This is a genomic window from Ramlibacter rhizophilus (assembly GCF_004681965.1).
GTDB lineage: Bacteria > Pseudomonadota > Gammaproteobacteria > Burkholderiales > Burkholderiaceae_C > Ramlibacter > Ramlibacter rhizophilus.
This window is the reverse complement of the sequence record NZ_SMLL01000004.1, coordinates 1-12,587: the sequence shown is the minus strand read 5'-3', so window position 1 is coordinate 12,587 and position 12,587 is coordinate 1. Positions and strand designations below refer to the sequence as shown.

General features: G+C 68.2%; 11 protein-coding genes. 3 read left to right on the top strand and 8 right to left on the bottom strand.

The genetic code is table 11. From position 1 onward, the window contains the following. Window positions 1–17 precede the first annotated feature (17 nt). The 7 genes from gmhB to EZ242_RS09925 all read right to left on the bottom strand — a co-directional run bounded on the left by gmhB (window position 18) and on the right by EZ242_RS09925 (window position 7,442). A complete protein-coding gene (gmhB, locus tag EZ242_RS09955; RefSeq protein WP_135285018.1) occupies window positions 18–578 on the bottom strand; it encodes a D-glycero-beta-D-manno-heptose 1,7-bisphosphate 7-phosphatase in 561 nt (186 codons plus the stop codon). Between the two features lie 101 nt (window positions 579–679). Further along, complete coding sequence (gene glyS / locus EZ242_RS09950; RefSeq protein ID WP_135285017.1) at window positions 680–2,791, bottom strand: glycine--tRNA ligase subunit beta; 2,112 nt, start codon at window positions 2,789–2,791, stop codon at window positions 680–682. 4 nt (window positions 2,792–2,795) lie between these two features. After that, window positions 2,796–3,701, bottom strand: a complete 906-nt coding sequence (gene glyQ, locus EZ242_RS09945) for a glycine--tRNA ligase subunit alpha (RefSeq protein ID WP_135285016.1) — start codon at window positions 3,699–3,701, stop codon at window positions 2,796–2,798. Between the two features lie 75 nt (window positions 3,702–3,776). After that, window positions 3,777–5,303 carry an apolipoprotein N-acyltransferase gene (gene lnt / locus EZ242_RS09940; RefSeq protein ID WP_135285015.1) on the bottom strand — a complete coding sequence of 509 codons (1,527 nt, stop codon included), beginning with the start codon at window positions 5,301–5,303 and terminating at the stop codon, window positions 3,777–3,779. Continuing rightward, window positions 5,303–6,202, bottom strand: coding sequence for an HlyC/CorC family transporter (locus tag EZ242_RS09935; protein ID WP_135285014.1), 900 nt, complete (start codon window positions 6,200–6,202; stop codon window positions 5,303–5,305). Before EZ242_RS09935 ends, lnt begins: the two co-directional genes overlap by 1 nt. A gap of 90 nt (window positions 6,203–6,292) precedes the next feature. Further along, on the bottom strand, window positions 6,293–6,949 hold the full coding sequence (locus EZ242_RS09930) for a GNAT family N-acetyltransferase (RefSeq protein ID WP_135285013.1): 657 nt from the start codon (window positions 6,947–6,949) through the stop codon (window positions 6,293–6,295). A 13-nt stretch (window positions 6,950–6,962) separates the two neighbouring features. Next, complete coding sequence (locus EZ242_RS09925) at window positions 6,963–7,442, bottom strand: Lrp/AsnC family transcriptional regulator (RefSeq protein ID WP_135285012.1); 480 nt, start codon at window positions 7,440–7,442, stop codon at window positions 6,963–6,965. Window positions 7,443–7,598: 156 nt separating this feature from the next. On the opposite strand from EZ242_RS09925, the gene hppD reads away from it, so the two are divergent. After that, window positions 7,599–8,756, top strand: coding sequence for a 4-hydroxyphenylpyruvate dioxygenase (hppD, locus tag EZ242_RS09920; RefSeq protein WP_135285011.1), 1,158 nt, complete (start codon window positions 7,599–7,601; stop codon window positions 8,754–8,756). A gap of 22 nt (window positions 8,757–8,778) precedes the next feature. Here hppD and EZ242_RS09915 read toward each other — a convergent pair whose 3' ends face one another. Then, window positions 8,779–9,699: an esterase/lipase family protein gene (locus EZ242_RS09915; protein ID WP_135285010.1), complete on the bottom strand. Its 921-nt coding sequence runs from the start codon at window positions 9,697–9,699 to the stop codon at window positions 8,779–8,781. Between the two features lie 122 nt (window positions 9,700–9,821). Here EZ242_RS09915 and EZ242_RS09910 point away from each other — a divergent pair, with 122 nt between their 5' ends. Both EZ242_RS09910 and EZ242_RS09905 read left to right on the top strand, forming a co-directional pair. Next, the gene (locus EZ242_RS09910) at window positions 9,822–11,507 is read left to right on the top strand and encodes an AMP-binding protein (protein ID WP_135285009.1); all 1,686 of its coding nucleotides are present in this window, start codon (window positions 9,822–9,824) and stop codon (window positions 11,505–11,507) included. Window positions 11,508–11,523: 16 nt separating this feature from the next. Beyond that, window positions 11,524–12,447: an MBL fold metallo-hydrolase gene (locus EZ242_RS09905; RefSeq protein ID WP_135285008.1), complete on the top strand. Its 924-nt coding sequence runs from the start codon at window positions 11,524–11,526 to the stop codon at window positions 12,445–12,447. Window positions 12,448–12,587 lie beyond the last annotated feature (140 nt).

The following is a 12,587-nucleotide window of genomic DNA, read 5'->3' as shown; positions in this document are numbered from 1 at the left end:
GAAAACGAAGAAGGAAATCAGCGGGACTCGCCCGAGCGGGCGATCAGGTGCTCGGCGAAGGCCGCGAGGTCCGCATGCGTGCGCGTGCCTGCGGGAAAGGTGTCGGGAAGCGGCCGGTCGCGAAAGGCCGCGCCCTGGCCGGTGAGGACGAGGTGCGGTTCGCATCCGGCCGCCACACCGGCCTGCAGGTCGCGCAGGGTGTCGCCGACCAGCGGCGTGCCCTTGAGCTCGATGCCGAAGCGCTCGCCGATCTGCTCCAGCAGGCCGGGCAGGGGCTTGCGGCAGCTGCAGTGGTCCTCGGGCGTGTGCGGGCAGAAGAAGATGGCGTCGATGCGGCCGCCATGCGCGGCCAGCAGCTTGTTCATCTTGGCGTGCATGGCGTTGAGCGCGTTCAGGTCGAACAGGCCGCGGCCCAGCCCCGACTGGTTGGAAGCGACGGCCACGCGCCAGCCGGCGTGGTTGAGGCGGGCAATGGCTTCGAGCGCGCCGGGCAGCGGCCGCCACTCCTCGGGCGACTTGATGAACTCGTCGCTGTCCTCGTTGATGGTGCCGTCGCGATCGAGGATCACCAGCTTCATGGGCGCCCCGCCTCTCCGGCGCGCCAGCCGGTGACGCGGGGTCCCGAAAACGCGGCGATCTGCGGCAGGCTGTGCATGCGCGGATTATCGGCGCATGCTCGTCAGGCAGCCAGCCGCGACAGGTCCGCGACGCGGTTCATGGACTGGTGCAGGACGGCCAGAAGGCCATGCCGGTTGCGGCGCAGGGCCGGGTCTTCGGCGTTGACCATGACATGGTCGAAGAAGGCGTCCACCGGCTCGCGCAGGGCCGCGAGGGTCTGCAGGGAGCCGGTGTAGTCGCCCTGCTCGAACTGGGCGCCAGCGGCTGCGGCGCGCTCGCGCGTGGCCGCATGCAGCGCACGCTCGGCCGGCTCCTGCAGCAGGTCGGCATCGACCTGGGCGCTGACGGGTTCCTGCGACTTGCGCAGGATGTTGGCGATGCGCTTGTTGGCCGCGGCCAGCGCAGGCGCCTCGGGCAGGCTGGCGAAGGCGCGCACCGCCGCCAGGCGCCGGGCCACCTCGCCCAGGCGCTGCGGCTTGAGCGTGAGCACGGCCTCGACCTCCTGCGCGGAATAGCCTTGCTCGCGCAACAGGCCCGCGAGGCGCTCGTAGATGAACTCCGACAGCAGCGTGGCCGTGTCCGGCGCGGCCTGCGGGAACAGGCCCACCGCCTCGGCGACGAGCGCCGTCGGCGACAGGGGCGGGTCACGTTCCATCAGCATGCGCACCACGCCCAGGGCGTGCCGACGCAGGGCGAAGGGATCCTTGTCGCCGGAGGGCAGCTGGCCGATGCCGAACAGGCCCGCCAGGGTCTCGAGCTTGTCCGCCAGCGCCAGCACCAGGCCCGCTTGCCCGCGCGGCAGGCTGTCGCCGGCGAAGCGGGGCTTGTAGTGGTCCTCGATGGCGTCGGCGATCTCGGCGTCCAGGCCGTCGGCGAGCGCGTAGTAACGCCCCATGGTGCCTTGCAGCTCGGGAAACTCGCCCACCATGTCGGTGAGCAGGTCCGCCTTGGCGAGGCTGGCCGCCTGGTCGGCTTGCCAGGCCAGGTGGTCGTTGCCCAGCTGCGCGCCGATGGCCTGCGCGAGCTGGCGCACGCGCTGGGTGCGCTCGCCCTGGGTGCCGAGCTTGTTGTGATAGACCACGCGCGCCAGGCCGTCGACCCGCGTGGACAGCGGCTTCTTGCGGTCCTGGTCGAAGAAGAACTTGGCATCGGCCAGGCGCGGGCGCACGACCCGCTCGTTGCCGCCGACGACCGCGGAGGGGTCCTCCGGCCGGATGTTGCTCACCACCAGGAAGCGGTGCGTGAGGCGCCCCTCGCCATCGACCAGCGGGAAGTACTTCTGGTTGGCCTTCATCGTGAGGATGAGGCACTCCTGCGGCACCTGCAGGAACTGCGGCTCGAATTCGCACAGCAGCACATTGGGGCGCTCCACCAGCGCGGTCACCTCGTCCAGCAGGGCCTCGTCCTCGATGGGACGCACGCCGCCGCCCACGCGCTCGGCCGCCGCCGCGAGCTGGCGCACGATCTCTGCGCGACGCGCCTCGAAGCTCGCGATGACCGCGCCCTCGCGCGCCAGCGTGTCCGCATAGGCGTCGGCATGTGAAATGCGCACGACATCGCTTGCGGCCTCGAAACGATGGCCCTGGGTGGTGTCGCCGGCAGCCAGGCCCAGCGCCCGTACCGGCACGACCTCGGCGCCGTAAAGTGCCACCAGCCCATGCGCCGGCCGCACGAACTTCACGTCGGTCCAGCCGTCCGCCAGCTGGTAGGTCATGACCTTGGGAATGGGCAGGCCGGCGAGCGCCTCGGACAGGGCTTTCTGGAGGCCCTCGGCGAGGGTGGCGCCACGCAGCCGGCTGTCGTGGAACAGGGCTTCGGTCTTGCCGTCGGCGGCGCGCCGCAGCTCCCCGGCCGCCGATTCGGCCAGGCCGAGCGACTGCAGCTTCTTGAGCAGTGCGGGACTGGGGCGGCCCTGGGCATCCAGGCCGACGCTCACCGGCATGAGCTTCTGGGCCAGCGTGCGCTCGGGCGCCCGCGGCGCGATGGCCGTGAGGTGCGCGGCCAGCCGGCGGGGCGAGGCATAGGCGGTGACCACCGTGGCCTCGCTGGCCAGGCCCTGCGCGCGCAGCTGCTCGGCCAGCCCCTCGGCGAAGGCGTGGCCCAGCTTCCTGAGCGCTTTGGGGGGAAGCTCTTCGACCAGGAGTTCGACGAGCAGGTTGTCGTGAGTCTTCATGATGTCAGGCGGCTTTCCGGTTCATCTGCGCGACCCATTCGGGCGGCGCCATCGGGAAGCCCAGCCGCTCGCGGCTGTCGTAGTAACTCTGGGCGACGCTGCGGGCGAGCGCGCGAATGCGGCCGATGTAGGCGGCCCGCTCGGTGACGCTGATGGCACCGCGCGCATCGAGCAGGTTGAAGCTGTGGGCGGCCTTGAGCACCTGCTCGTAGGCGGGCAGCGCGAGCTGCTGCTCCATGAGGTGGCGGGCCTGCTTCTCGTGCGCGGCGAAAGCGGTGAAGAGGAAGTCGGCGTCGCTGTGCTCGAAGTTGTAGGCCGACTGTTCCTTCTCGTTCTGCAGGTACACGTCACCGTAGCTCAGGTCCTGGGTCCAGCGCAGCTTGTAGACGTTGTCCACGCCCTGCAGGTACATGGCCAGGCGCTCCAGCCCGTAGGTGATCTCGCCGGTGATGGGCTTGCAGTCGATGCCGCCGACCTGCTGGAAATAGGTGAACTGCGTCACCTCCATGCCGTTGAGCCAGACCTCCCAGCCCAGACCCCAGGCGCCGAGCGTGGGGTTCTCCCAGTCGTCCTCGACGAAGCGGATGTCGTTCTTCTTCAGATCGAAGCCCAAGGCCTCCAGCGAGCCCAGATAGAGCTGCAGGATGTTGGCCGGCGCGGGCTTGAGCACCACCTGGTACTGGTAGTAGTGCTGCAGCCGGTTGGGGTTCTCGCCATAGCGGCCGTCCTTGGGACGGCGGCTCGGCTGGACATAGGCGGCCTTCCAGGGCTCGGGACCGAGCGCACGCAGGAAGGTGGCGGTGTGCGAGGTGCCGGCGCCGACCTCCATGTCGTAGGGCTGAAGCAGTGCGCAACCCTGCGCGTCCCAGTAGGACTGCAGCTTCAGGATGATTTGCTGGAAGGTGAGCATCGCCGGATTTTAGAGGCCGGCCCCTCTCCACCGCCGCGCTCACCGCCGCGCTCACCGGCGCGCACACCGCCACACTCAGAGCCGCGGCGATCGCGCCCGGATCAGGGCGGCCGCCGCGACGATCATGAGGCCCCAGGCCCACAGCGGCGCCAGCCCCCAGGCCGAGACCCAGCGCGCGAAGGGCGTGAGGCCCTGGCGCCCCTCGACCTCGCCGACCAGGACGCCGCGGGTGTGCGGCGCGAGGCGATGCGTGACCACGCCGCGGTGGTCGATGATGGCGGTCGCCCCGGTGTTGGTAGCCCGCACCACGGGCCGCGCGAACTCCAGCGCGCGCATGCGGCTGATATGCAGGTGCTGGTCGATGGCCACCGTGTCGCCGAACCAGCCGATGTTGCTCATGTTGACGAAGACCGTGGGTGACTGCGCCGGGTCGGCGAAGCGCGCGCCGAGCTCCTCGCCGAAGAGGTCCTCGTAGCAGATGTTGGGCGCAAAGCGCTGCCCCTGCCACTCGAACGAGGCCTGGCCGATGCCGCCCCGGTTGAAGTCGCCCAGGGGGATGTTCATGAGGTCGGTGAACCAGCGGAACAGAGGCGGAATGAACTCGCCGAAAGGCACGAGGTGGTGCTTGTCGAAGCGATACGCCGGGGCATCGGGGCGCAGGCCGATGACGGAGTTGGTGTAGCCCTGCTCGAAGCTTCCGAGCGGCAGTCCCACCAGGGCGGCCTGCTCGCCGCGCGCGAAGCGATCGGCGAGCGCCGCCATGTAGCCTTCGGGCAGCGCATGCGGCAACAGCGGAATGGCCGTCTCGGGCGCGACCACCAGGGCCGCGCGGGCCTGCTGCAGTTCGCGCCCGTACCACTGCAGCGCCAGCGGAACGCCGGTGCCGCCCTCGAACTTCTCGTCCTGCGGGATGTTTCCCTGCAGCAGGGCCACGCTGACGCGTCCGCCCGCCTGCGCCGCCTCCAGCGTGGGAAGGGCGACGATCGCGAGCAGCAGCACGGGTGCGGCCATGGCGCCGCGCCAGGCCGCGCGCCGGCCGCTGGCCATGAGCGCCAGCAACGCGGCCAGCACCGCGGCCACGAAGCCGATGCCATACACCCCGACCCAGGGCGCCAGCTCGGACAGCGGCCCATCGACATGGGCATAGCCCGAGGCACCCCAGGGAAAGCCGGTGAAGAAGACGCCACGCATCAGCTCGGCCAGCAGCCACGCGGCCGCGAAGAGCACGGCGCCCGTCCACGCGGTGTGGCGGCCGAGTCGCCAGAACACCCAGCAGGCCAGCGCGTAGTAGCTGCCCAGGAACGCCGCCAGCAGCAAGACGGACAGGGCCGCCAGCGGCGCGGCCAGCCCGCCGTACACATGCATGGAGATGAACAGCCACCACCAGGTGGCGCCGAGCCAGCAGGTGGCGAACAGCCAGCCCAGGAGGCCCGCGCGCACGCCCGACGGCTGCCGTTCCAGCAAGGCCACGAGCAGCGCCATGGACAGCAGCTGCAGCCACCACAGCGCCTGCCCGTTCCAGGGCGCAGCGATCGACACCGCCTGGCCGACGCCGGCGAGGACCGCCAGTGCCCAGGGCGTCCAGGAGGCCGGGCGCCCCATCAGCCGGTGTCGTCTTGATCGACCGCGGGCGAGACCTTGAACCAGCGCACCGCGCCCGCCTTGGTGTGCAGCACGATGAAGTGCAAGCCACCCAGGCTGGTGTATTCGCCGCGGCGCGGCACGTGCCCCATTTCGTGGGCGATCAGGCCGCCGATGGTTTCGAAGCGCCGGTGCTCACCCTCGCCGTTGCCGTTGACGACCACCGGCTGCAGGTCCACGCCGAAGGCTTCGTTGACACGCTCGATGCTGGTGTCGCCGCTGACGCGGTAAGTGCGGTCGGCCAGGGCGAAGATGTCGCCTTCGTCCTCGGGAATGTCGAACTCGTCCTCGATCTCGCCGACGATCTGCTCGAGTACGTCCTCGATGGTGATGAGGCCGGCAACGCGGCCGAACTCGTCGATGACGATGGCCTGGTGGTTGCGGTTGCCGCGGAACTCACGCAGCAGGTCGTTCAGGCCCTTGCTCTCCGGAATGAAGGAGGCAGGCCGCAGCAGTGCGCGGATGTTCAGCTCGGGCGCGCGCTGCAGCTTGAGCAGGTCCTTGGCCAGCAGGATGCCGATGATGTTCTCGCGGTCGCCCTCGTAGACCGGGAAGCGCGAGTGCGCGGTCTCGATCACGAGGTTGAGGATGTCCTCGTAGGGCGAGTCGATGTTGACCATGTCCATCCGCGGCGCGGCCACCATCACGTCCCCGGCCGTCTGGTCCGCCATGCGGATCACGCCCTCGAGCATGATCCGGGAGTCGGCGCCGATGATGTCGTTGTCCTCGGCGTCGGCCAGCGTCTCGATCAGTTCGGCCCGCGAGTCAGGACCGGGGTGGATGAATTCGGCAAGCTTCTGCAGGAACGTTCGCTTGTCCTCTTTCTCGAGGACGGCGCGCGCAGGATGAGGGTCGGACACAGCCGTGGGGTGCAGGACGTGCGGTGGTAAAGGGACGACAAGGATAGCCCAATCGCCCCGGAAATCCGCCAGCCGGCCCGGCCGGCGCGATCAAACGCCGGACTTGTGACGCGCTTCTCGGACCCCCTGCCGGATCTCCTGCACATCCGCCAGGAACTGGCGAAAGCGTCGGGCCTGACGCTTGAGCTGGTAGTCGGTCTGCGCGACCTGCTCTTCCAGGAGCTCGCTGACGCGGCTGTCGAGCGTGGCGGGAGGCAGCCGCAGATAGGCTTCGGTTTCGCTGCCGTCGCGCTCGAGCGTCGCGCCGGCGTTGCGCGCGATCCGCAGCATGGCCGCGTTCTCGCTGAGCGCATGGATGAACAGCATCTGCACGCCCTCGTTGCGGGCATGCACGACGGCGCGGTCGAACAGCCGGGCGCCATAGCCACGGCCGCGCGCCTTCGTGAGCACGGACACGCCGAACTCGGCGCAGGCGGCCAGCTCCGAGTCGCCGGCGAAGGCCAGGTGCGCGACGGCCAGCAGCTGCAGGCGCCGGTTGTAGATGCCGAACACGTCGTCACGCTCGAAATCGAGCCCGTCCACATAGCGGCGCACCTGCTCGTCGCTGGCCATGTAGCCGAAGCGCAGGTAGCGGTCCTGCGCGTCGAGGGCCAGCAGGTGCGCGGCAATGCGCTCGCGGTGGTCGGGGCCGAGCGAGCGGATGGGAACGACGAAGGGAGTCGGCGCAGCGCCGGGCCGCGGTGCCATCGGTGCTTGGTGCCTACAAGGGGACGGCCGTGGTGGCCTTGATGCGGTCCAGCACGAAGCTGGTCTTGCAGTCCTGCACCGACGGGTGCTTGAGGAGGGTTTCCATGATGAAGCGACTGTAGTGCCCCATGTCCTCCACCACCACGCGCAGCAGGTAGTCCATTTCGCCGGTCAGGGCAGCGCACTCGACCACTTCCGGCCAGGCCTGCACGCTTGCACAGAAGAGGTCCATGGGGTTGCGCTTGTGGCTCTCCGTGTGCTTTTCCAGACGCACGTTGATGTAGGCCGTGAGGCCGAGCCCGACCGACTCCGGTCGGACCAGTGCGACGTAGCGATCGATCACGCCGGCCTCCTCGAGCCGCTTGACCCGGCGCAGCACGGCGCTGGGCGACAGCCCGACCTGTTCGCCGATGAGGTCATAGGTTTCGCGGCCGTTGGCCTGAAGGCGGCGGAGGATGGCGGCGTCGAGTCGGTCCAGGGCCGGCGCTTGCATGGCGTGGTGCGGGGAACGGGCGGGCCGCGATTGTCGCACGGCGCAGGAAAGCTGCATCACAGGCCGGGACCGCTGCAACGATGCGCAATAAAAGTGAGCGAGAAGCCTTCTAACATGCACCATTGCCTTCGGCCCAGTCCCTACGCTCGAACTGCCATGAACGCCACCGCAACCCCGACTTCAACCGCCGCTTCGGCGCCCGCGACCCCCGCCTGGGACAACCCCATGGGCACCGCCGGCTTCGAGTTCATCGAGTACGCCGCGCCCGATCCCAAGGTCATGGGCGAGTTGTTCGAGCGCATGGGCTTTCGCGCCATCGCGCGGCACCGGCACAAGAACGTGGTGCTGTACCGGCAGGGCGGCATCAACTTCATCGTCAACGCGGAGCCCGATTCCTTCGCGCAGCGCTTCGCGCGCCTGCATGGCCCCAGCATCTGCGCCATCGCCTTCCGCGTGCAGGACGCCAAGTCGGCCTACGAGCGCGCCATCTCCCTCGGTGCCTGGGGCTACGCCGGGCAGGCCGGGCCCGGCGAGCTGAACATCCCCGCGATCAAGGGCATCGGCGACAGCCTCATCTACCTGGTGGACCGCTGGCGCGGCAAGAACGGTGCGCAGGAGGGTGACATCGGCAACATCGGCTTCTTCGACGTGGACTTCGAGCCGCTGCCGGATGCGCGCGGTGCCGGCGCGCTCAATCCGGTGGGCTACGGGCTGACCTACATCGACCACCTCACGCACAACGTGCACCGCGGACGCATGGCCGAGTGGGCGGAGTTCTACGAGCGCCTGTTCAACTTCCGCGAGATCCGCTACTTCGACATCGAAGGCCAGGCGACGGGGGTCAAGAGCAAGGCCATGACCAGCCCCTGCGGCAAGATCCGCATCCCCATCAACGAAGAAGGCAACGACAAGGCCGGCCAGATCCAGGAATACCTGGACAAGTACCACGGCGAGGGCATCCAGCACATCGCCCTCGGGTCCACCAACCTGTACGACACCGTCGATGCGCTGCAGATGGCGGGCGTGAAGCTGCTGAACACCAGCGAGACCTACTACGAGCTGCTGCCCAAGCGCATCCCGCAGCTGCAGGAAGACATCGCGGCGCTTCAGCAGCGCAACATCCTGGTCGATGGCCAGCAGGGCGAGTTGCTGCTGCAGATCTTCAGCGAGAACCAGCTCGGGCCGATCTTCTTCGAGTTCATCCAGCGCAAGGGCAACGACGGCTTCGGCGAAGGCAACTTCAAGGCGCTGTTCGAGACCATGGAGCTGGACCAGATGCGCCGCGGCGTGCTGGGCCAGCAGGGCAAGGGCTGACGCCCAGGTCCGCGGATCCCGTTCAGGTGGGCCGTGTGTCCAGCACGGCCAGCGTCTGCGCCATCACCTCATCGTGGAACGCCAGTTCCACGTGGGCCGGGCCCCGCACGAGGCGGTTGTCGGCGCCGGCCAGGCGGGCCGCGGACGCCGGCATGACGACGTTGTCGCAGTGCGACCACCAGCAGGTGAAGGCACGTGCCTGCTCCGCTCGCAGGTCGGCGTGGAGCTGCCGCAACCAGTCGGAGTTCAGCCGCATCTGCCGTCCGTTCGCAGTCCGGCTGAACCCGGCCAGCCAGGTTCCCGCATGCGGGGTGCTGATGGTCACGATGGACGGCGTCGCGCCCGGCGGCTGCGTGCGCAACCAGGCGCGCAATGCGAGGCCGCCCATGCTGTGGCCCACCAGCAGCGGCTCGTGGCCGGTGGCGTGGCGGAGTTTGCGCACGGCGTCCTCCACGATCGGGGCGTAGGCATCGATCGCCTCGAAGGTCGGCTCGAGGTTCACGGCGATGAAGGCGCGGCCGTCCGCGTCCAGGCGCCGCAGCCAGGGCAGCCAGAAGCCACGATTGCAGCCGAAGCCGTGGACCAGCACCACGCCAGGGCGTCCGCGAATCCGAGGCCCATGGAGCCGATCAGGGACCGCCCGCCAGCGAAAGGGCTGCCACCAGCCGAACACCTTCAGGCCGATCAGGGACTCCACCGCCCACGCGCGCAGGCGCTCGCGCAAGGCGGCAGGCGGGGCGTCGTCCGTGTCGGCTATCCGCGGCTGCAGGACCAGCAGTTCGCACGCGATGAAGATGCTGTGGCCCAGCAGGATGAACAGGGCACCGAGCAGCGCCAGGAACGGCGAGCGCGGCCACGTCCAGATCGCCCAGGCCGCCGCCGTCGCGAGTGCAGCCAGTACGACCCCCTGCAGCAGACGAGCGGTCGTGGAAACAGTGGGCATGGCGGTCAGTATCGCGCGGCGAGGCGTGTCACCTGGGGGACCCAGGGTCGGCTGCCTTAGGAGAAGCCCCGGGACGGGACGCGGCCGCATGCTTCCAGAATCGCGGCCAAGGAGACAAAGCAATGGACAGGCATTGGCTGAAAAGCTATCCCGAAGGCGTGCCGCACGACGTGAACCCGGAGCAGTACCGATCGGTCGGCGAGCTGCTCGAGGAGTCGTTCCGCAAGAATGCGCAGCGCCGGTTTTCGGTCTGCATGGATTCCTGGATGACCTACGCGCAGCTGGATGAGCGCTCGGCGGCCATCGGAGCCTGGCTGCAGGCACAGGGGCTGGAGCCGGGCGCCCGGGTCGCCATCATGCTGCCCAACCTTCCGCAGTTTCCCGTGACGATGGCCGGCGTCCTGCGCGCCGGCTACACCTGCGTGAACGTCAATCCGCTGTACACGGCCCGCGAGCTGGAACACCAGCTGCGCGACTCCGGCGCGGAGGCCATCGTGATCCTCGAGAACTTCGCGCACACGCTGGAAAAGGTGATCGATCGCGTCCCGGTCAAGCGCGTGGTGCTCGCCTCGATCGGCGACCTGCTGGACTTCTGGCAGGCCCACTGGACCACCTTCGCGGTCCGCCACCTCGCCAAGATGGTGCCCAGCTTCCGGCTTCCGATGGATTCCGGGCGCACGGTCACCAGCTTCCGCGCCGCGCTGTCCGAAGGTGCCGGCATGTCGCTGCGTCCGGCCGCGCAGAACCTCGATTCCATCGCCTTCCTGCAGTACACGGGCGGGACCACCGGCCTGTCCAAGGGAGCCGTGCTGACCCACCGCAACATCGTCGCCGCCATCCTCCAGGCGCAGGCCTGGTTCAACCCGGCCCTCAGGCGCGTGGGCGAACCGAGCGCGAGCAACACCATCATGGCGCTGCCGCTCTATCACATCTTCGCGCTCATTCTCTGCCTGCTTGCGCTTCGCTCGGGCGCGCAGGTCACGCTGATCCCGAACCCGCGCGACATCGGCAAGTTCGTCGAGGTGCTCAAGCGCCGACCCTTTCACATGCTGCCGGGCGTGAACACACTGTTCAACGCCTTGATGCTGAATCCGCAGTTCCGCAGCATCGATTTCTCCCACTTGGTCGTCTCGCAGGCCGGCGGCATGGCCGCCTCGGAAGGTACGGCGCGCCAGTGGCAGCAGCTGACCGGCTGCGCCATGGTCGAGGGCTGGGGAATGAGCGAGACCTGCGCCATCGGCACGAACAATCCCGTCGACGCGACCTCGTTCTCCGGGACCATCGGCCTTCCCTTGCCGGGCATCGACATCGCGATCAAGGACGAGGACGGGCGCAGCCTGCCGCAAGGCGAGTCGGGCGAGATCTGCATCCGGGGGCCCAACGTGATGACCGGCTACTACAAGCAGCCCGAGGAAACGGCCCGCGCCTTCACCGCCGACGGTTTCATGCGCACCGGGGACGTCGGCGTGATGGACGCGGAGGGCTTCACGCGCATCATCGACCGCAAGAAGGACATGATCCTGGTCAGTGGGTTCAACGTCTTCCCCAACGAGCTGGAGAACGTCATCTCGCTGTGCCCCGGCGTGGTCGAATGCGCCGCGATCGGCATCCCGGACGCTGTACAAGGCGAAGCCATCAAGGTGTTCGTCGTCAAGAACGACCCGCTGCTGACGGAAGACGACGTGTCGCGCTATTGCCGCGAGAACCTGACCGGGTACAAGATCCCGAAGCACATCGAATTCCGGGAGGAGCTGCCCAAGTCCAACGTGGGCAAGATCCTGCGTCGCGAGCTGAGGGCGGCGCGTTGACCATCGGGCCTCGTTGATGTCGATCACGCAGGACCACCTGCCCGGTGTCGTCGTGCTCGAACGAGGCTGGCTGTCGTCGAACTGCATCGTGTTCGTCGAAGGTGATCGGACGGCGGTGGTCGACAGCGGCTACAGCACGCATGCTGCGCAAACCGTGTCGCTGGTCGACAAGGCCTTGGCCGGCCGGCGTCTGGATGTCCTGGTCAACACACATTTGCACAGCGACCACTGCGGTGGCAACGCAGCGCTGCAGGCCCAATACCCCAGCCTTGCCACGCTGGTGCCCCACACGCAGGTCGAAGCGGTCCGAATCTGGGATGAAGACAGGCTCAGCTACCGAGCTACCGGCCAGCGCTGCGAACGATTTGCGGCGACAGGCTCGATCGCGCCAGGCCAGCAGATCCAACTCGGTCACCGGGCCTGGGAAGTCCATTCGGCGCCGGGCCATGATCCCGATGCCGTGCTGCTCTTCGAGCCCCGGTCCCGAATCCTCATTTCGGCGGATGCGTTGTGGCAGTCCGGATTCGGCGTTGTGTTTCCGGAGCTCGAAGGCCAGCGCGCATTCGAAGAGGTCGGGGCCACGCTGGACACCATCGAGCAACTCGCGCCCGCGCTGGTCATCCCCGGCCATGGCCCGGCGTTCGAAGATGTGCGGACTGCGCTGCGCGTCGCACGGGAGCGTCTGGCCTATTTCGCCGCCAACCCGGTCAGGCACGGGCAGTACGCTGCCAAGGTACTCCTCAAGTTCAAGTTGCTCGAAGTTCAGACCATCACAGCGGTCGAATTCCATTGCTGGGCGCGCGGATGCTCATACCTCCGGCTACTCCAATCGAAATGGAATCGCGAGACGGAATTCGATGATTGGCTGGATCGTTTGATTGCAGATCTGGTCCGATCCGAGGCAGCCGTATGGGATGGCGACCATCTGCGCAACAACTGATCATCCTGCCGCCGTAATTCTGGCCCGCAAAGCAAGAAGCCCAGCACTTTCGTGCTGGGCTTCTTGGGCTGGATTAATAGCCTGACGATGACCTACTTTCACACGGGAATCCGCACTATCATCGGCGCAGAGGCGTTTCA